General features: G+C 52.2%; 14 protein-coding genes, 2 tRNA genes and 2 pseudogenes. 6 read left to right on the top strand and 12 right to left on the bottom strand.

Translation table 11 applies throughout. From position 1 onward, the window contains the following. Positions 1–32: 32 nt before the first annotated feature. From NTX59_02260 to NTX59_02240, 5 genes are all read right to left on the bottom strand, one after another. Positions 33–881, bottom strand: coding sequence for a hypothetical protein (locus NTX59_02260; protein MCX5784489.1), 849 nt, complete (start codon positions 879–881; stop codon positions 33–35). A 4-nt stretch (positions 882–885) separates the two neighbouring features. Further along, positions 886–1,908 (bottom strand): hydrogenase expression/formation protein HypE, encoded by a 1,023-nt coding sequence (hypE, locus tag NTX59_02255; protein MCX5784488.1) that lies wholly within the window; start codon positions 1,906–1,908, stop codon positions 886–888. Continuing rightward, a complete protein-coding gene (locus tag NTX59_02250) occupies positions 1,905–2,804 on the bottom strand; it encodes a LysR family transcriptional regulator (GenBank protein ID MCX5784487.1) in 900 nt (299 codons plus the stop codon). Before NTX59_02250 ends, hypE begins: the two co-directional genes overlap by 4 nt. A 119-nt stretch (positions 2,805–2,923) precedes the next feature. Beyond that, positions 2,924–4,063 carry a hydrogenase formation protein HypD gene (gene hypD / locus NTX59_02245; GenBank protein ID MCX5784486.1) on the bottom strand — a complete coding sequence of 380 codons (1,140 nt, stop codon included), beginning with the start codon at positions 4,061–4,063 and terminating at the stop codon, positions 2,924–2,926. Continuing rightward, positions 4,047–4,268, bottom strand: coding sequence for a HypC/HybG/HupF family hydrogenase formation chaperone (locus tag NTX59_02240; GenBank protein ID MCX5784485.1), 222 nt, complete (start codon positions 4,266–4,268; stop codon positions 4,047–4,049). The genes hypD and NTX59_02240 overlap by 17 nt, the downstream gene beginning before the upstream one ends. Before the next feature lie 506 nt (positions 4,269–4,774). Between NTX59_02240 and NTX59_02235 the strand changes: the two genes are divergently transcribed. Both NTX59_02235 and NTX59_02230 read left to right on the top strand, forming a co-directional pair. After that, positions 4,775–4,858: transfer RNA gene (locus NTX59_02235), tRNA-Tyr, on the top strand. 258 nt (positions 4,859–5,116) lie between these two features. After that, positions 5,117–5,200: transfer RNA gene (locus tag NTX59_02230), tRNA-Leu, on the top strand. Positions 5,201–5,395: 195 nt separating this feature from the next. Here NTX59_02230 and NTX59_02225 read toward each other — a convergent pair. The 4 genes and pseudogenes from NTX59_02225 to NTX59_02210 all read right to left on the bottom strand — a co-directional run bounded on the left by NTX59_02225 (position 5,396) and on the right by NTX59_02210 (position 8,386). Next, entirely contained in the window at positions 5,396–6,169 is a 774-nt protein-coding gene (locus NTX59_02225) for a prepilin peptidase (GenBank protein MCX5784484.1), read from the bottom strand. 121 nt (positions 6,170–6,290) lie between these two features. Then, entirely contained in the window at positions 6,291–6,782 is a 492-nt protein-coding gene (locus NTX59_02220; protein MCX5784483.1) for a prepilin-type N-terminal cleavage/methylation domain-containing protein, read from the bottom strand. A gap of 745 nt (positions 6,783–7,527) precedes the next feature. Then, positions 7,528–7,620 (bottom strand): annotated as a pseudogene (locus NTX59_02215) (prepilin-type N-terminal cleavage/methylation domain-containing protein). Positions 7,621–8,269: 649 nt separating this feature from the next. After that, positions 8,270–8,386: pseudogene (locus NTX59_02210) on the bottom strand (prepilin-type N-terminal cleavage/methylation domain-containing protein). A 449-nt stretch (positions 8,387–8,835) separates the two neighbouring features. On the opposite strand from NTX59_02210, the gene NTX59_02205 reads away from it, so the two are divergent. The 3 genes from NTX59_02205 to NTX59_02195 are packed head-to-tail and all read left to right on the top strand — an operon-like array spanning position 8,836 to position 13,551. After that, entirely contained in the window at positions 8,836–10,599 is a 1,764-nt protein-coding gene (locus NTX59_02205) for a hypothetical protein (GenBank protein MCX5784482.1), read from the top strand. Further along, positions 10,587–11,825, top strand: coding sequence for an MFS transporter (locus NTX59_02200; protein ID MCX5784481.1), 1,239 nt, complete (start codon positions 10,587–10,589; stop codon positions 11,823–11,825). The genes NTX59_02205 and NTX59_02200 overlap by 13 nt, the downstream gene beginning before the upstream one ends. After that, positions 11,815–13,551, top strand: a complete 1,737-nt coding sequence (locus NTX59_02195; protein ID MCX5784480.1) for a hypothetical protein — start codon at positions 11,815–11,817, stop codon at positions 13,549–13,551. The genes NTX59_02200 and NTX59_02195 overlap by 11 nt, the downstream gene beginning before the upstream one ends. 82 nt (positions 13,552–13,633) lie before the next feature. On the opposite strand, the gene NTX59_02190 is transcribed toward NTX59_02195, so the two are convergent. Together NTX59_02190 and NTX59_02185 are read right to left on the bottom strand one after the other, a co-directional pair. Beyond that, a complete protein-coding gene (locus NTX59_02190) occupies positions 13,634–13,801 on the bottom strand; it encodes an RDD family protein (GenBank protein ID MCX5784479.1) in 168 nt (55 codons plus the stop codon). Between the two features lie 40 nt (positions 13,802–13,841). Further along, positions 13,842–14,717 carry a radical SAM protein gene (locus NTX59_02185; protein ID MCX5784478.1) on the bottom strand — a complete coding sequence of 292 codons (876 nt, stop codon included), beginning with the start codon at positions 14,715–14,717 and terminating at the stop codon, positions 13,842–13,844. 546 nt (positions 14,718–15,263) lie between these two features. Here NTX59_02185 and ahcY point away from each other — a divergent pair. Beyond that, on the top strand, positions 15,264–16,664 hold the full coding sequence (gene ahcY, locus NTX59_02180; GenBank protein MCX5784477.1) for an adenosylhomocysteinase: 1,401 nt from the start codon (positions 15,264–15,266) through the stop codon (positions 16,662–16,664). Between the two features lie 395 nt (positions 16,665–17,059). Here the strand turns inward: ahcY and NTX59_02175 are convergent, their stop codons facing one another. Next, positions 17,060–18,658, bottom strand: a complete 1,599-nt coding sequence (locus NTX59_02175; GenBank protein MCX5784476.1) for a hypothetical protein — start codon at positions 18,656–18,658, stop codon at positions 17,060–17,062. Positions 18,659–18,787 lie beyond the last annotated feature (129 nt).

Here is an 18,787-nt window from a genome sequence, read left to right as displayed (position 1 = left end):
AACTCATTAGCTTACGGCCTAAAGCATACGGCCTATGGCGCGGCTGGAACAGCCATATGGCTTATGACCGATGGCGCTACATTATCCGCTTTTGAATAATCCAGCTCGCTTCCGAGGACGCTGTGCGGGATGAAATAAACGGCGGCCGTGGCAAGAAATGCCGCTATAACCCACTTGCGCAAATTCACTCCGCCGCTTAGCGCGGAAACAGCCGACGCGGCCCAGAAGCCGAGAGGAAGCAGCGTTTTACTGTCGGTCAGGTCGTGGCCGAACGGAATACCCGTCCAATAAGAGCCGAAAGCATAATGCTGGGTAAGCGGTCCGAAGATAAAGCCGCCAAGGATGAGAAAGAAAAGATTAAAAAAAACAGCGTGCTTCAGAATCGGCCGGTTCATCAAAGCGGAAAGGGCTATTCTGACCGAGAAAAGCATGAAAGCGAACATCAGCAGTATGTGCGGGACCAAAACCAGCTCCGGCACCGCGCCTTTGAACCTGGCTACAACTTTTGGCGGGCCGATGGCTGTTTTGCCGCCGTTTTCAAGCGCATAAACGGAGTATTCCAATTTTCCGGCGGGAGGCTGATCGGGGGCAAAAGCGCACAGCGTTTCGCCCGACGCCGCGAAGGAAACAGCGGTCAGGGCGTCCGACGTTTTATAGCGCTTCCACTCGATAGAAACAGTAAGCGGCCTGTCCGTTTGTATTTTTACGGCGCCGTCATTTTGTCCGATGGTGCGGCTTCTTGGCAGCCGATAGGAGATATTTGCGCCCGTTGGTGTTACGAGCGCGCCTTTGGCCGGATAAGTTGGGCCGGTCATTCTCTGAAAAAGCGCGAAGATTACGGTTACAAAGAAACTGAGAGCCCATAAACTGATTTTTTTCATGATGTCAGCAGATCCGCGGCAGCTGCTCGCCCTCAAGCGGCAGAATTATCCGCGAGCCGCCTATGGCGGTATTCAGCCTTACCTGAGGTTTTGATTCCTTTATGACCCGGCCTACAACGGCGGCTTTCCGGCCGTATTTGCTTCTCTTTAAAGCGGAAAGTATTCCGGCAACGCAGGCCGCGGCCGCAAAAATAACGACTTTCCCCTCGTTAGCCACATAAAGCGGGTCCAAGCCGAGCATCCGGCAGGCATTATCGGTGGCAGGCGCGACCGGTACGGCTGTTTCTTCGATTTCCGCGCTGAGGCCGGCGGCTTCAGAGAGCTCGCAGAGAGCCGTGGCAAGCCCGCCCCGCGTCAGATCGCGCATGAGCCGCACTCCGCCAGGCGCCGCCCGCAAGACCCCGTCAATCATGGCGTTTAACGGCGCCCCGTCGCTTTTTATGACGCTCGAAAACCCCAGGGAATTTCTGGCGTTCATAACAGCCACGCCGTGGTCACCAAGAGTGCCGCTTACGATCACGGCGTCGCCGGGTTTTATTTTTTCACAGGATAAATTCACGCCTTTGGGAATAAGGCCGATGCCGGAGGTGTTTATAAAAAGCCCGTCGGCGTGCCCCTTTTCAACGACCTTGGTGTCGCCCGTCACTATCGGAACCCCGGCCTCGGCGGCGGCGGCTTTCATGGAACGGACTATTTTAGAAAGTCTGAGCGTATTAAAGCTTTCTTCAATGATGAAACCGGCCGAAATCGCGAGCGGGCGAGCCCCTTTGACGGCCAGATCGTTCACGGTGCCGCAAACCGCTATGCGGCCGATGTCGGCGCCGGGAAACTCAAGGGGGCTCACCACATACGAGTCCGTGGTGAAAGCGGCTCTCTCGCGGCCAAGCGCCACCTCCGCCGAATCTTCAAGCCTTGCGAGCGCCGGGTTTGAGAAATTTTTAAGAAAAAGCAGCTCTATCAGTTCGCGGGTAAGGCGCCCCCCGCTGCCATGCGCGAGAGTTATTTTTACAGGCAGGTTCTTTTTCATTGCCCGGCCCCCGACCATTTGACCAGCATTTCCATAAAACGCCGGGCCGCCGGGCTGAGCTTTTTATTTTTGCTGTAAAGGAGATACAAAGGCCTTGAAATTTTGGCGTCCGAAAATTTCATCACATGCAGTTTTCCGCCGTTCTCGCCCTCCCTGACGGTTGACCCGGGCAATATGGAAACCCCGACGCCGGAAGATACCGCCGTTTTTATGGTGTCCACATTATCCAGCTCCATGCGGATATTTACCTTTACGCCCTGCTTTTTGAAAAAACTGTCTATATAGCGGCGCGAGGGGAAAGCTTTGTCAAAAAAAATAAAATCCAGCCCGTCCAGGTCCTTTACGGCAAGGCTTTTTTTAGCGCAAAGCGGGCTGGCGAGTCCCGCTATGACCACCATATCATCCTGCGCTATCGGCACCATAGAGAGCCCGCTTATTTTTTTGTACGGGCAGGCCAGGAAACCGAAATCGGCCCGGCCGCAGGAAACATCCGCGTAAACCTGGGAAAACTGCCGGTATTCAAGGCTTATTTTGGTATCCGGGTTATCCGCCATGAATTTTTTGATGTAGTCCTGCACAAGATAGGGACCCGCGCTGTAAATGGTGGAGATCTTTATTTCGCCGGCGGTCTTAACTACGGCCAATTGTTTTATTTCGGAGAGGGAGGTTTCATAAAGCAGAACTACTTTCTTTGAGACCTCGTAAAATTTTTCCCCGCAGGCGGTTAAAACAAGCTTATTTGCCGCGCGGTTAAACAGCCGGCATCTCAGTACCAGTTCAAGTTTTTTTATCTGCTGGCTGACAGCCGACTGTGAAACATAGTTCATTTCCGCGGTTTTGGAAAAGCTGCCGGTATCGTACAGGTCCCTGAATACCTTAAGAGTTTCTATATTCATATCGTGTAGCGTATAGCGGATAGGGGCGAGGGATTAGCGCAATCGCGGAAGACACTTTTATATTTTCAGTCCGCCGCAGACTATACGCTATGCCCTATACGCTATCCGCTGCTGTATTATTATCCTCCGTATTTAAACCAGGCCGCGCAGGCGCCTTCAGAGGACACCATGCAGGGCCCGACAGCCGAAGAGGGCGTGCAGGCCTTCGCGAAAAGCCGGCAATCAGGCGGCTGGGACCGGCCCATAAGAATTGCGCCGCAAAGGCAGCCGCGCGGCTCGGGTGCCTCCCTGTAAGCTATTTTAAAGCGGCGGGCCGCGTCAAAACCCGCGAATTCCGGACTGAAGCCAAGGCCTGATCTTTTGACCCTCCCTATGGCCCGCCAGGAGGCTTCCACCGGGTTAAAGACCTTTGCTATCAGCTTTAACGCGGTTGGATTGCCGGCTTTTTTTACGGCGCGGTAATATTCATCTTCCACCTCCGCGCGGCCGCGGGCCAGCTGGCGCAGCAGCATGTTGATGCCGGCAAGAATGTCCAGCGGCTCAAAGCCGGTGATCACGCAGGGAACCTTATGGACACGCGCCACAAACCGGTAAGGCTCAACCCCTATTATGGCGCTTACATGGCCCGGCAGCAGAAAGCCGGAAATATTATTTTTGGGGTCCGACAAGAGCAGTTTAAGGGCCGGCGGGACCAGCTTAAAAAACGCTATGACGGAAAAATTTTTGAGCTTTTCTTTGCGCGCGCGCAGAACCGAAGCCGCTATAAGAGGGGCCGTGGTTTCAAAACCGACACCCGCAAATACCACCTCTCTCAGGGGATTTGACCGCGCGAAAGCAAGGGCGTCAAGCGGAGAATAAACCACAAGGATATCGGCGCCTTTCTCACGCATTGAGTTCAGATCAAGTCCGTTTGAGCCCTTAACTTTAAGCATGTCGCCGAAAGTGGCAAGCGTCACGTCAGGCAGGGCGGCCAATGCAAGAACACTATCTATATCCCCCTGTGACGTGACACAAACCGGACAACCGGGCCCGGAGAGCATTTTAAGCCCGGGCGGAAAAAGCCTGCGCATACCGCTTGAGGCTATGGCCATGGTATGCGTTCCGCACACTTCCATTATATTCACTGTTTTACCGGTCCGGCCTGAAACCTGGGCGGTCAGGGCGCGCATTTCTTCAAGCGCGCGCGCGGCAAGACCTTTATCCCGCCACATAGGCGAGTTAAAGCGGTATTTTTCTGCCGGATTACCGGGAGCGGTCATAGATCTCTTTAAAAAGTTTGAGCGTTTCACGGGCATCTTCGCTGTCTAAAAGTTGTATAGCGAAACCGGCATGAACCAGCACATAATCGCCTTTTTTAGCGGACGGCACAAGATCCAGAGAAACGCTCCGCTTCACGCCGCTGAAATCGACTTCGGCATTGCCTTTTTCAAGCGCTGTTATTTTACCTGGAACGGCAAGACACATAATTCCTCCCACTGTCGCACCCCGCTCGCACTGCACAGCGATCGGGGCGATTAACGCCGCCCTTTATAAGGTAACGGGCGATGCTCCCACAAGGAAGGGCTCTGCCCTCCTTGTGTTCACTCGCTGCCTTCACTTCGTTCAGTCGCTCGTTAAACCTCCCGAACAGTAATTTCTGAACAAAGTGGTAATATCAATCTGTCGCACCCCGCTTCGCACTCAGCGATCGGGGCGATTAACGCTCCCCCAGGCTTGGGGGTTGCTTCCACAAGGTGAAACTGCGACATTACCCACAAAAACTATAAGTTTTATTAATAACTAACCTAAATTGTACTATTTTTGCGGTGGAAAATGTCCGCTGTCGGCAGGATTTTTTTTGGTTTTTAAATTTTGCTATACTGTATCAACAGCAGCGTATAGCAAATAGAGGATAGCGGTTGAAGTATTAAGGAACTCTCCTTAATTAAACTGACCTCTAAACTCTATCCCCTATCCGCCGCGTTTAATACGGTTGGGTGGCTGAGCGGTCAAAAGCAACGGTCTGTAAAACCGTCGGGCTATGCCCTACGTAGGTTCGAACCCTACCCCAACCATTTCACTCTAGTCACAAGACACAAGTGACAAGTCACAAGCAAAAGATAACTCAAAAAAACTTGTGGCCTATAAACCCGCGCGATTACCTTCGTTAGTGAGCGCGGGTACCCTATAAGAGGGGTTCAGTGAGCGGGCCGCCAAAGGCGGCAGAGCGAACGACGAAGGGGAGCATCGCTCCCCTCGTGGAGCACCGGCCGTCACCGCTTAAAGGCCGGCGTTAATCGCCCGGAGCGCGTAGCGCGAAGGGTGCGACAGATGGGCGGGTGGCGGAACTGGCAGACGCGCACGGCTCAGGACCGTGTGGCCGAAAGGCCTTATGGGTTCGACTCCCTTCCCGCCCATACATTTAAAAAGGCTGTTCGCTTTTGCGGACAGCCTTTTTGATTCACGGCGGGAAGCGAATCAGCCATTTTACTGTAATGGCCGGTTGTCAGTGGACAGCCATCAGTTTTTCTGACCACTAATCACTGACTACTGATTACAGGGATGCTGCTCCGAAAATCATTGTAATCTCTCCCTAATCGCTGTAATCTCTTCTATAGGAAAAGGAAATATTCAGGCTTCACCAGCGAATAAAGATTTATCACCGCTCCCATGGCCAAAAAAGGACCAAAAGGGATGCTGGACAAACGCTCCGCTTTTTTAAGCAGAAGCAGGGTGAGGCCGTAAGCCGAGCCGAACAAGGAAGCCATTAGAAGCGTCGTGAGCACTCCCTGCCACCCTGTCAGCGCTCCTATGCCGGCCATAAGAAAAATGTCTCCCTCTCCCACGGCGTCTTTTTTGTAAATTTTCTTTCCCAGAACGGCCATAAGCCAGATAATGGCCGCGCCGGACGCTCCCCCGATCAAAAAACATTTTAACCTGGCAAAGGCCGCGCCTGAAAAATACGGATTTATAAAACTGCCAGCCAGGCCAAGCGCGGCAAGCGAGAACGAGAAAACATCGGCTATCAGCATGGTCTCAAAATCAATAAGGGCCGCTACCACTAACAGGTAAACCGCCGTCAAGGCGACGGCAAGCCATAAGGGATCGGCATACCATTTATAGGCAAAAAAGGCGGTGAGGAGCGCCGTAACCAGCTCCACCGCCGGGTACTTTAAAGATATGCGCGCGGCGCAGTTTCTGCAGCGGCCTTTTAGCAGGAGAAAGCTGATTACAGGGATATTATCGTAAAACTTTATGGGCGCCAGACATTTCGGACAGCGCGAGGAAGGCCTGATTATGGAAATATTCCGGGGCAGCCTGTAAACGCAGACGTTAAGGAAGCTGCCGATAATAAGCCCGAAAATAAAAGCGGCCGCGAAAATCATTTTTAAAAATCCGTGTAAAAGTGTCAGCCGCGGACAGCGCCCTTGCGAAAGGCTTTGCTGGCAGACACTAAACAAAAGGCCCCCCCTCCAAGGGGGGGCCTTTTGGCAACCACACTGTTGATCAGAACGCTGTCCAATAATTCGTAGGTTTCAGGTCCTGGTGGGTGCAGTTCACCATGATAGTGCCCCACATCGTGGAGTTAGTCGCGTTGTTAAAGTAAGCCCAGCCGCCGCTGTCAACGGTGCCGAAGCTGCCCACCGTGTCGACGGATGGGAGTCCACCCGCAGTGACGGAGGAAAACAGCATTACGGTCGTGGAATCGTAGTGCCGGGTCGGAACTTTGGCCGCAGGTATGCTGCTTATGTATTTGCCGCCCGCTGTAAGAATACTAAGCGAGTCGGTCGGGAACCAGCCTTCGTTATCGGCGTAATACACCTGCAGCGCGCTCCTGATTGACGAGAGCGCTCCCTTGGTGGCCCCTTCTTTCGCTTTATTGATTAGGTCGGAGAACTTCGGTATGGCAATGGCCGCCAGAATACCGATGATGGCTACCACGATCATGAGTTCGATCAGGGTGAAGCCCTTTCTATGCATCTTTATATGCATATTCATATCACTACCTCCTATGATAACCCATGTAACGTAACAGCCGTCACATATGATAATAGTCTCTTGGGATGATAATAGATAATACCCAAGAAACATTTACCATACTATAGTATACCTGACCACCCCCGGCTTGTCAATGGCATAAAAGTTACATAAAGGTTAAATAAAGGTTACTGCGGCTATTTTTTTAAAATGTCCCGGTCTAACCCGAATCCTGCAGATCAGGATGGTTTTCGTTGGCAAATCAGGCGGATAAAAATAGTGCAATACCCGCGTAGGCGGGGAAAGTGCGGGGCATGCCCCTTAACACGCCCAAATAAAAAGTCCCCCCTCCAAGGGGGGACTTTTTAAAGACCACACTGCTTTAGAACGCTGTCCAATTATTTGTGGGCTTCCGGTCCTGGTGGGTGCAGTTCACCATGAAAGTACCCCACATCGAGACGGCGGTGCTGTCGTTAAAGTACGCCCAGCCGCCGGTATCAACGGTGCCATTGCTCCCCCCCCCGGTGGATGGGAGTCCGGATGCCGCAACGGAAGAAAACAGCATTACGGTAGTGTCATCAGCGTGACGGGTGGGAGTCTTGGCCTTAGGGATGCTGGCGATGTATTTGCCGCTAGATATAAGAACGCCAAGCGAGTCGGTTGGGAACCAGCCTTCGTTATCTCCGTAATACACCTGCAGCGCGCCCCTTACTGCCGAAAGCGCTCCCTTGGTGGCTCCTTCCTTGGATTTATTAATGAGGTCGGCGAACTTCGGTATGGCAATGGCCGCCAGAATACCGATAATAGCCACCACGATCATGAGTTCTATCAGGGTGAAGCCTTTTTTATACATTTTCATTGTACTGCCTCCTATGACGAGACCTATACTGTCACATATGATAAGAGATTCCCGGGATGACGCCATAGATAATATCCAAGAAGCGCTTATCGTTGTTAGTTTACCTGAATATTAACGGCTTTGTCAACTGTATAAAGGTTATTTTCAAGGTCATTATCGCTAAAAAGTTAAAGTGTCATGGTCACAGGCAGAATTGGCGCCTCTGGACCGACTATCGGTCATAGCCCATTAATAAGCCCAAATAAAAAGTCCCCCCTCCAAGGGGGGACTTTTTAAAGACCACACTGCTTTAGAACGCTGTCCAATTATTTGTGGGCTTCAGGTCCTGGTGGGTGCAGTTCACCATGAAAGTACCCCACATCGAGACGGCGGTGCTGTCGTTAAAGTACGCCCAGCCGCCGGTATCAACGGTGCCATTGCTCCCCCCCCCGGTGGATGGGAGTCCGGATGCGGCGACGGAGGAAAACAGCATTACGGTATTGTCATCAGAGTGACGCGTGGGAATCTTGGCAAGAGGTATGCTGGCGATGTATTTGCCGCTCGCAATAAGAACGCCAAGCGAGTCGGTCGGGAACCAGCCTTCGTTATCTCCGTAATACACCTGCAGCGCGCCCCTTACTGAAGAGAGCGCTCCCTTGGTGGCCCCTTCCTTGGATTTATTGATGAGGTCGGCGAACTTCGGTATGGCAATGGCCGCCAGAATACCGATGATGGCCACCACGATCATGAGTTCTATCAGGGTGAAGCCTTTTTTCTTACTTTTCATTATTATATTATCTCCTTAATCTAGCCCTTTGGGATAATGGATAAACAGTGCCCAACCAGGGTATCATCTAAAATATACTTAATATACCTTTGCCTGTCAAACCAAAAAATGCCTTCACGAGTTCAAATCGCTAGTGCAACAAGCGGTGGAATTTATATGTCTCGTGGCTGCTAGTTCGGTGGTCCTGCCGGCGGATTGCCCTTCGACCCAGACCCGTGGGGGACCCAATGCCTACGCAGGTGCCGTATCAGGGCCTATGGCCATCAGACGGCCTCCCGTGGTCCCCCTCCTCCCCGCTACTGGGGCGCAGCGGGCAAACCCGCCGTCACCCCCTCCAATTATTCCCACGGCACAATGGTATTTTGACTAACCTTGTTGCACTAACACCTGGAATGTTTTGTATTAGGCAGTCAAAGACCTTACGCCCTATAAGTTTATAGAATCATGTAATGGGCGAACGGGACGGACTTTTTAAAATACTCGGCTGGGGCGCTTTCGCGTTTTCGGCCTCTGTTTTTTTTCTGCCGCTGGTAAATCCCGATCTGTTCTGGCATTTATCGGCGGGCCGCTATATCTTCGCGCATCTGGCGGCGCCAAGGGCCGATTTTCTTTCCTGGACCGCGCAGGGCCTGCCCTGGTATGATTTTGAGTGGCTTCCCCAGACGCTTTATTACGCTGTTTTTCTGGCGGGCGGCTTCAAAGCGTTGCTGGTCTTTAAAGCGCTGATACTGCTCTCCACGCTTTTTGTTTTCAAAAAAATACTGGACCTTTACAGCCGCGGCGCCGCCGCTTTTTTTGCGCTGCCCCTACTGGCAGCGGGGCTCATGTCAAACAGCGATCTGCGTCCCGAGAATTTTTCCCTTCTGTTCTTTACGCTTATCCTTTACGCGCTTGAGCGGGCGCGCCTGGCCGGCGGACTTGCGAAGGGCCCGGTGCCGGCCCTGAAAGCGTTTTTGTTCTTTGCCGTATGGACAAATTTGCACGCGGGTTTCGCTTATGGCCTGGCGCTTGTCGGGCTTTATGCCGCCGGCGCCCTGCTGCGGGAGGAACTGCCTTTCATTTACGGGCGCGGTCCCCGGGCCAGGCCGGTTCAAAGCCTGCGCCTTGGCGCGGTCTGCTTTTCCGGGCTGGCCGCCACGCTTGTAAACCCTTACGGCTGGAAGCTTTACGCGGTGCTCGCGGATCATCAGCGGTATATGGCCGTCCTTGAAGAACATATACAGGAGTGGACTTCTTTCGAACTTGCCAATTCCTACCAGTGGCCCTACGCGTTCTCGCTCGCTTTGGTTTTCGGCCTGGCCCTTTATTTTTTGCTCAAAAAAAAGCATGTGGTTTACGAGCATTTCTCCTGCCTGATGTTTTTCGCCTGGGCCTCCGCCAATCACTCGCGCCACATCCCTTTTTTTATGATCACCGGCCTTGCTTTCAGCGCGGCGCTGCCTTACGGGCGCCCGAACGGCAGAGCCGCGAAAGCGGCGGCGTCGGGCCTTGCTGCCGCCTGCGCGGCTCTCATCTTCTGGTTTTACAGCGGTTATGTCTGGCCGCATTATACCGGAAGAATTTGCCAGTTTGACTGCTATTCGGAGGGCCTGTCGGCCTTCCTTAAGACGAACAGGGACGAGCTTTCAAAATTGCGCATGTTCAATCCCTGGGGCTGGGGAGGTTATCTGGGCTGGGAGCTCGCGCCGGATTATAAGGTGTTTTTGGACGGCAGATACCTTTTTCACGACAAGCTCTCGGAAATGGCCGTCATGAAAGACAATATAAGCAACTGGGAGCGGTTCGTTAAAAAATATGATTTTGAGCTGGCGCTCATAAAAACCGATGGGCCCAAAATCGCCGTAAAACACAAGCTCAAAAGCGGCGCGACGGAGATATTCTGGCGGCCGGCATACCTGTTGTATCTGCCTAAAAAGGACTGGGCGCTGGTGTACTGGAATAATAAAATAGCCGTGCTGGCGCGCAGGAGCGCGGTACGGGCGGCCTGGCTTAAAGAGAACGAATACTCCTATTTCAGGCCCGGCGACAGCTACAACCTTCAGGCCCCGCTTTTCACCGGAGAGATATCGTTCGGGGAAATAGGGAAGGAGTTTTACCGCTATCTGCGCGTTAATCCGCCCTCCGACCCCGCGAGCGCCGGCGCGGAGCTTACGGGTTTTTACCGCTGGCTGAAAGATGCCTGCGCCGCCAAGGGGGCTGAATGCGCGAAATGATCTTAAGCGAAATAAAAAACCATCCGCTGGCGCTTTTCAGTGATTTCAGACGCCTGTTCGCGGGGCGTGTGGTTTCGGCGGTGGGAGACAAGTTTTTTGCCATCTCCATCGCCTGGTGGGTGCTGAGCCGGGCCGGGGAAAACGCCAAGTTCCACCTGGGGCTTGTGATGGCGGTCAATGTAATTCCCGTGGTGGTTTTCGGGCCCCTGCTCGGGACCCTGGCCGACCGCTCCGACAAGAGAAAAGTCATGCTATGGGCCGACGCCGCCCGCGCGGCGCTGGTTTTTCTGCTGGCCTGGTTTTTATTTGCGGAGAAACTGACTTTGCCGCTGCTCTACGGACTTTGTTTCTTCGTTTCAGCTTTCGGGCCGCTTTTTGAATCGGCGGTGGCAGGGTCGCTTGTCAGGCTTACCTCGTTTGAAAAACTTTCCCAGGCGGTGGCCGCGGATTCCTCGGTGATGCAGGTTTCAAATGTGATAGGCTCGGCGCTGGGCAGCGTTTTAATGGCCGTCATCGGCGTCGCGGGTGCGTTCGTCTTTAACGCCGTTTCCTATCTGGTTTCTTTCGCGGCGGTTTTTTCAATAAAAAAAAGCCTGGCTCCGGACGCCGGGTCCGGCTCGTCTTTCTGGGCGCAGTTTAAGGACGGCCTTTCCTATATTTTCCATAATAAACCGATACTCGCGCTTATAACGACTTTCGCGGCCTTTAATTTTTTCGTCGGGCCTATACTTATCATCATTCCGATGCTCGTCAAGTTCACGCTTAAGGCGGGCGTTTCCTGGCTGGCCGTTTTTGAGACTTTTTTCGCCCTGGGTTCCACGCTGGTTTCGGTCCTGCTCAGTTTTAAAAAAAGCTACCGCAACATATACGGCTGGTTTTTTGTATCCCTTCTTTTGATGGGATTTTCCTTCCTTGGGCTTTACTTTACGGAAAACAGATATACAATGTGCGCGCTCCTTTTAGCCGCGGGCTCGGCGCTGGGGCTCGGCAACGCCGTGGCGCTGACGCTTTTCCAGCACACGGTGCCGGAGGAGATGAAGGGCCGGTTTTTTGCCGTGCTCACCACGCTTTGCTACGCCGTGCTGCCGGTAACCTTCCTGCTTAACGGCGTGCTGGCCGACAGATTCTCGCCTGGATTCTCGATACTTATCAATTCTTCGGCCGTGCTCGCGCTGTCTATGGCGGTGCTTTTTCTGCCGAAAATAGAGGTGAAATTTGGAAACTGAAACCCAGGGCTCTTTCGCTTTAAACCGCGCGTTATTCTGGGCGGGGCTCGTTTTCTGCCTGTCGGTATTTGCCGCGCCCGTTATGAATCCGGACCTGTTCTCGAACTTGTCGGCCGGCCGGTATTTTTGGAAAAGTCTTTCCGTTCCGCGCTCGGATTGGCTGTCATGGACCATGGGGGGGCGGCTTTGGATCGACGCCGAATGGCTGGCGCAGGCCGTTTACTACCCGCTTTACCGCTTTGGCGGCTTTTGGCCGCTTTCGGTTTTGCGGCTTGTCCTGCTGTCCCTGGCGCTCTACCCGGCGTTCAAAATTTTAAAATTACGCGGCCTTGAAAGAACGGCTTTTGCGGCTTTGCCCGTTTTCGCCCTGGGGCTTTACCCGAACAGCGACCTGCGGCCGGAAAATTTCTCGGTATTGTTTTTCGCGTTCGAATTTTACCTGCTTGAAAAATTGAGGACCGGGCGGGAGCTTGACCGCGGCTGGAAGCCGTTCGCCGCGGCTTTCGCCGCTTTTGCGCTGTGGGCCAGCCTGCACGGCGGTTTTGTCTGGGGCCTGGCGCTCGCGGGCTTTTACTGCGCTGATTTTATTGTTTACGGCTTTTTCAAAAGACAGCCGCAAATATTAGCCAAAGGCGGCGCGCTTTTTTTCATTATTCTCGCGGCGTCGGCCGGCGCGCTGGCCAACCCCCGCGGGTATAAGGTTTACGGCGTGCTTATTGAACAGTACGGGGCACTGCCGGAGCTTTCCAGATCCCTTATTGATTGGCGCCCGCCCTCGCCGCTTAATCCGCTGCAGCTTCCCTACCTTTTTCTGCTTTTTTCCGCCTTCGGCCTGCTGATCTACGATTACTTTAAAAGCAAGCGGCTGGTTTACGCGCACGCTTTCGCGCTGGCTTTTTTCGGGCTTGTCTCGTCGGCACACGCGCGGCTTACGGTTTTTTTATCAATTACGGCTTTTGTCAGCCTGTCCTCCGGTTTAGGGGCCATAGTTCGAACGGTTCCTTTTGAAAAAATCAAGCAAGGAGCCGTCTTTACCGCCGCTTGCTGCCTTTTTTATGGATTTTTTTGCGTCTGGCCCAGGAATTTATCAAAGGCTCCTCCGCCGGGCGGGGAGGTTGACGGAGTGGTGTCTTATCTTTCGGTCAACAAGGAATTCCTTTCCGCCAGGAAACTTTACAATATCTGGGCGCTTGGCGGCTCTCTGGGATGGAAGCTTGCGCCCGACTACAAGGTTTTTTGGGACAGCCGGTATATTTTCAATCCTTATCTGAAAGATATGCGCCTTGGCCTTGAGTCGCCCAGGGCCTGGAACGCCTTTGTGGCAAAATATAATTTTGAACTGGTTATCCTTGCGCGCGACGGCCGGAAAGTCCCCCTGCGGACAGTCCTGGGCGGAAAACCGCTGCTTTTGGAGAGGCCGGAATATCTGGTATTCATGCCTAAGATCGACTGGGCGCTTGTGTACTGGGACGCCCGTCTGCTTGTGTTCGTAAAAAGAGAAAAAGCCGCGGAGGACTGGCTTAAGAGGGAGGAGCTTAAGTTCGTAAGGGCGGACGACTTTCCAGTCCTTAAGGACGCGCTTTGCTTCGGCGAGGCGCGGCCCGAAGAAATAAAAAAAGAACTTGAGATGTTCGCCGCAAAGCCCGGTTTTCCGATGCCGCCCAAAGAATTTATTGAGTTCAAGGATTGGTTCAGCGGGTATCCCGAAGCCTGCAAAAATATCTAAAGGCAGGATGCAGGGCAGAGGGTGCGGAAATAAGGAACTCCTTCCTAAAACCCTAACCCCTCGCCCTTAGCCCCTTTAAATATCAGCTTTTTACTATTTTTATTCCGGCTATCAGGTCATGCCAGGTGCGTCCGTCTTTTTCCCATACAGCCCAGGCGTAGCCCAGCCCCGCGGGGAGGGCGGAAACAATGCTGAAAACCGATCTCCAGAACGCTCTTTGCGGCTTGAGCCCGGTTTCAGCATTTTCCAATCCAAGGATGAGCCTGAAATCTTTCGGGCTGGAATTTAGCTCAACTGTCCGGGGCGGTGAAGCCGCAGGAGGAGCAATAGGCGGGCATAGGCGTAATGCCGGCGATGCTTTTGCGCAGCGCCAGCGCCTCCGCGCTGCCAAGGATATGCGCAAGCGTATTATCGTTAATATTTCCTATCGCAAGCCTGCCGTCAAAATCCGCGCAGCAGGGCACCACCCGGCAGTCGCTGAGAATGCCGAAGTGGTGCCTCAGCCCCAGGCAGCCGTGTTTTGCTTTTCCGCCTTCCCCGCCGGGCCAGCCCCGCCCTTTTGGGTTTTTTACATTGGGACCAAAAGGGCGGGGCCAGCCAAAAATCCCCCCGAAATTAAGAAAAATGCCTTCTCCCAGTTTCACAAAATCCGCCTCCGGCCGCCCGCCGCGGGCAAAAGCCGCCAGCAGGCTTTTCAGGGTTTCCCGGAAAAAAGTCTCTTCCCCGCCGGAACGCAGGCGGAAGCCTATGGTGAGGCCGGGAGGCTTTGAAAGAGCGAATCGCGCCAGGCGGCCTATTTCGGTTTCGCGCCCGGCCGCCGGCAGGCAGGAGAGCGCCTGCAGCGAAATTGAAATTTGCGACAGGCACTTCTCGGCAAAAACGGCGGGTGGGAAGTTTTCAAGCATTGTACCGTTGGTGACGAGGTTTAATTTAAGCCCCAGACGGGTGCAGCATGCAAGTATCGCCGGGAATTCCGGGTGGGTGAGCGGTTCGCCCAGGACATGCAGCGAAATGACTTCGGCCAGTTCCCCGGCCTGCTTTGCGGCGTTTTCAAAGGTCTTTATGGGCATGACGGCCGCTGGGCGGGAAGAAGCGGCGCAGAAAACGCAGGAGAGGTTGCATGCGTTGGTTATCTCGATAAAAGCGCGTCTGAAAGGTTTTTTCATATATCAGCTGTCTTTAACAATGCTCGCGTTCTGCATTATCCTGAATCCTGCAGTTCAAGGTCATTCTCATTTGGAAACATAAGGAACAAAAATATGCAGGATTCCCCGCGTTGCGGGTCGCAAATCAAGCGCATTGCGCGCAGAATTTGCGAGGGTGTATGCCGCGCGAAGCGCACCTGAGCTCCGCGAAGGGAAAAATTCAACTGAATTTTTCAGGCTATCGGAAGCCGGTTCATCAGCCTGAAAACCTCGGTTGACCGTTAAAATCGAGCACGGTTTCGTATCATCTGTCTGGAAGAACGGAGGAACGAAACCGTGCCTATACAAACTACCACATTACAGACCGCAAAGCCAACAGCGGCAACCTTCGCCGGCAAGCCTATAACCGCCTGGGGCGGCATGTCGCTCCTCCGTATTCCCGAAAAGCCCGGGAAAAAAGTTATAATTGTATTGGATTTTAGGAAAATCGGGATCGTTTAAGGAGCAAATACCATGCCCAATCTTACCAAGGTCGGAAAAACTGAAATTCAGGAGGATACCCAGACCATGAATAAGGATTTTAAAGTTAAAGACATTGCCCTGGCCGAATGGGGCCGCAGGGAAATAGAGATAGCCGAAAAGGAAATGCCGGGTCTTTTGGCCATACGCAAAAAATTCTCGGCCAAAAAGCCGCTGAAAGGCGCGCGGATAATGGGTTCGCTTCACATGACCACCCAGACGGCCGTTTTAATAGAGACGCTCGCGGCGTTGGGGGCCGAGGTGCGCTGGTGCTCCTGCAACATTTTCTCCACCCAGGACCAGGCCGCGGCCGCCATCGCCAGAACCGGCATACCTGTTTTTGCCTGGAAGGGCGAAACGCTGGCCGAATACTGGTGGTGCACCGACCGCGCTCTTGATTTTCACGGCGGCAAAGGCCCGAACCTTATAGTGGACGACGGGGGTGACGCCACAATGATGCTGCACAGGGGCGTGGCCGCGGAGAACAACCCGAAAATACTTGACGCGAAGGCCGGAGGAGAGGATGAGCTGGAACTCAACAATTTCCTTAAAGCGGAGCTTAAGAGGAACCCGAAACGCTGGCACAATTCCGTGAAAGAATGGAAGGGCGTCTCCGAAGAGACCACCACCGGCGTACATCGGCTTTACCAGATGCACGAAGCGGGCGAACTTATGGTGCCCGCCATCAATGTCAACGACTCGGTTACTAAATCCAAATTCGACAACCTCTACGGCTGCAGGGAATCGCTGGTGGACGGTATTAAGCGGGCAACGGGCGTAATGGTGGCCGGCAAAGTTTGTGTGGTGTGCGGCTACGGGGATGTGGGAAAGGGCTCGTCCAGGTCGCTGCGCGGTTTCGGAGCGCGCGTGATCGTTACGGAAATCGACCCCATCTGTGCCCTTCAGGCGGCTATGGAGGGCTTTGAAGTTTCCACGGTGGAAGACACGCTGGGCGTTGGCGATATCTATGTGACCACCACAGGCAACAGGGACATTATCCGCGTGGAGCACATGCTCAAAATGAAGGACCAGGCCATAGTCTGCAATATCGGCCATTTTGACAACGAAATACAGGTGAACGCGCTTAAAAAGACCAAAGGCGTGACTGTTGTCAACATAAAGCCCCAGGTGGACAAGTACTGTCTGCCGGGAGATAAGTCCATCTTCATACTGGCCGACGGCCGCCTGGTGAACCTCGGCTGCGCCAACGGCCATCCCTCGTTCGTGATGAGCAACTCGTTCTCAAACCAGACCCTGGCCCAACTGGAACTCTGGACTAAAAAGATGGCCGTGGGCGTGTACAGGCTGCCGAAACAGCTGGACGAAGAAGTCGCCAGGCTGCACCTTGAAAAAATAGGCGTGAAGCTGACCCGTCTCACCCAGGAGCAGGCTGATTATATCGGTGTAAAACCGGAAGGCCCCTACAAGGCGGATCACTACAGGTATTAACCCGAAAGTTGCAGCTGACTGCAACTTTCGCCCCAAAGAGGCCGCCCTTTTCCGACGGTAAGCAAGGCGGATGAGTATTTGGTACGGCGCGCGCAAAAAAATACGCTCAAAACCTGTCAGCGAGCGTAAAAGGGCGGGGTAATCCAGCCCTTTTACCCGATTAGTTGTTGAATCATAGGGTAAAAGAGCTGCCCTTCGGGCGAATCCTGCTTGCAGGATTCGGGTTAAGCGGTTGTTGCCCTGCGTAATTTCCCCCGGCGGCCATGAAACCGCCGGGGGTTTGTATTTTAGTCAAGGCAGCGCTTTTAAAAATAATATACCCGCGTAGTTTTCCGCGGGTATTTATTTTCTTACCGTTGGTCCAGGAAAAAAACTGGTAAGGCCGTGGGAAATAATTAAGAAGAACCTTTCCTGTTTTTCCTGCGAAATAAATAATATCCGGGAGGCAATCCTTCATTCGCGCTTATATTATCAAAACTGTTCATAATGTGCTCAAAAACCATGTGATAAGCAGCAGGAAAAGATCTGTCTTTATTGCCATCGAGATTCAAATAAGCAAAAAATATCAAGCCGACATTTCCCGTTTTTATCTCAGCGATGATCTCCTTTTGTCTGTCATCCGGTGCTTTAAATAAAGGATAAATTTCGTAAATAGGGGATTTTTGCTCTAATATCGGATATGCACCGGGGTAGAAAGGGATAGTCAAAATCGTTTCACCAGGCGACAGATATTTGTCTTTGCAATGCTTTAGCATTTGAATTAAGTTCGCTATATAAACAGGCGCAAAGATATTGTCGCCCCCTAATTTCACGATTGCCGAATTTTCACTTTTTTCGGTTAACCTTTCCGCTAATAAACTATTGTTTATGACAGGATAGGATAATAGCAGCAAAATCAGTGCTGTTGCGCCTAATATCTTTTTGTTTTTATGGTTAACTAAAAAAGGCACAGATAGTAAACCAAATAATACCGGATGAAGAGAATTGGCAAGATGTTCAAGGTCGGCCCTTGAAAGGAAGTGGTGTAAACGCGGAATAGACATGAATACGCCGGCAGCCAAAACGGTTATTGCCGGATTATCAGCGAGATGTTTCCTCTTGATAAAGAGATAGACAGGAGCCGATACAATTAAAAAAAGCCACACAATTAGAATAACACCGTCAATAAAATCTTTAAATAATACAGTATTTAAAAAGCCTGTTCGTGAGTACAGATTATTCCATACCACCCATGGCCATGGAATCGGCAGGGACAAGTTAGTGGTCCCTAATTGAAATAAGGACGTTATTTGCGCCATGCAACTTTTAAAAAATCCAGGGATAGTCAGCCACATTGCCAGTAATGGCAAGTTGCCTGCAAAAAAACCGCATATATAACTTGCAAAGCGTTTTAATAAATCATGCCGGGATATCCCTGCCCAGGTGAAAACGACAATTAAGAATAGCCCTGTGGCCGCATATAAACCATGATTTAACCCAAAAAACAGAGCAAGCCCGGCGAAAATTCCTCCGATAAAGTGTCTTAAAAGAGACGGGTTTTCCATAATAAGAACGGCAAAATAAACCCCGGCCATGGCTAGGCCTGAATCGTAAGATTTATATATAGGGAATATCCAGGTTAACAGGATAATGCCGGAAACTAAGAGAAACCATAGTGGAGCGCGCAGGCGGTTTAATGTAAAAAGCCCCAATGTAAGAGTAACAAATTGAAATATGATACAGGATAATCTTACCGAAATAAAGCCGTTTCCCAAAAAAATACTCCAAAACGCGCCCCAATAATATCGCCCCGGGAAATATGACTGAAAGTCGCGAACCGGGATTTCTCTTAAAATAGTCCTCCAGGTTCCATACCACAGAAAACCTTCATCGGCTATATTAAAACCGAAATCAATCTGCTTCCAGTCCCACAATATTGTCAATAAAAACGCCATGCAAAAAAGGTATAGGAGCGGCGTGGATATAGTTTCACTTATGGGTGCTGACTTCTTCATCTTGATCGCGAGAGGGCAATGCTTTTGTAAATTTTTTAGGTGTCCGGAAGTTTCAGATGGGGGGGTTAACAATAAGTGCCCTTATATTTACTACAGATCAGGTAGCGGTCTGTGTAACAGCGCCGGGTT

The sequence above is a fragment of the Elusimicrobiota bacterium genome (assembly GCA_026388155.1).
In the GTDB taxonomy this organism is placed as follows: Bacteria; Elusimicrobiota; Elusimicrobia; order Elusimicrobiales; family UBA9959; genus UBA9634.
This window is presented reverse-complemented; position numbering and strand designations above follow the sequence as displayed.

Coding starts and splice junctions, on each gene's coding strand:
- hypD (MCX5784486.1), bottom strand. CDS start 4,063: ATGACCGCTCCCGGTAATCCGGCAGAAAAATACCGCTTTAACTCGCCT.
- NTX59_02205 (MCX5784482.1), top strand. CDS start 8,836: ATGGGCGAACGGGACGGACTTTTTAAAATACTCGGCTGGGGCGCTTTC.
- ahcY (MCX5784477.1), top strand. CDS start 15,264: ATGAATAAGGATTTTAAAGTTAAAGACATTGCCCTGGCCGAATGGGGC.
- NTX59_02260 (MCX5784489.1), bottom strand. CDS start 881: ATGAAAAAAATCAGTTTATGGGCTCTCAGTTTCTTTGTAACCGTAATC.
- NTX59_02185 (MCX5784478.1), bottom strand. CDS start 14,717: ATGAAAAAACCTTTCAGACGCGCTTTTATCGAGATAACCAACGCATGC.
- hypE (MCX5784488.1), bottom strand. CDS start 1,908: ATGAAAAAGAACCTGCCTGTAAAAATAACTCTCGCGCATGGCAGCGGG.
- NTX59_02175 (MCX5784476.1), bottom strand. CDS start 18,658: ATGAAGAAGTCAGCACCCATAAGTGAAACTATATCCACGCCGCTCCTA.
- NTX59_02240 (MCX5784485.1), bottom strand. CDS start 4,268: ATGTGTCTTGCCGTTCCAGGTAAAATAACAGCGCTTGAAAAAGGCAAT.
- NTX59_02250 (MCX5784487.1), bottom strand. CDS start 2,804: ATGAATATAGAAACTCTTAAGGTATTCAGGGACCTGTACGATACCGGC.
- NTX59_02220 (MCX5784483.1), bottom strand. CDS start 6,782: ATGAATATGCATATAAAGATGCATAGAAAGGGCTTCACCCTGATCGAA.
- NTX59_02200 (MCX5784481.1), top strand. CDS start 10,587: ATGCGCGAAATGATCTTAAGCGAAATAAAAAACCATCCGCTGGCGCTT.
- NTX59_02225 (MCX5784484.1), bottom strand. CDS start 6,169: ATGATTTTCGCGGCCGCTTTTATTTTCGGGCTTATTATCGGCAGCTTC.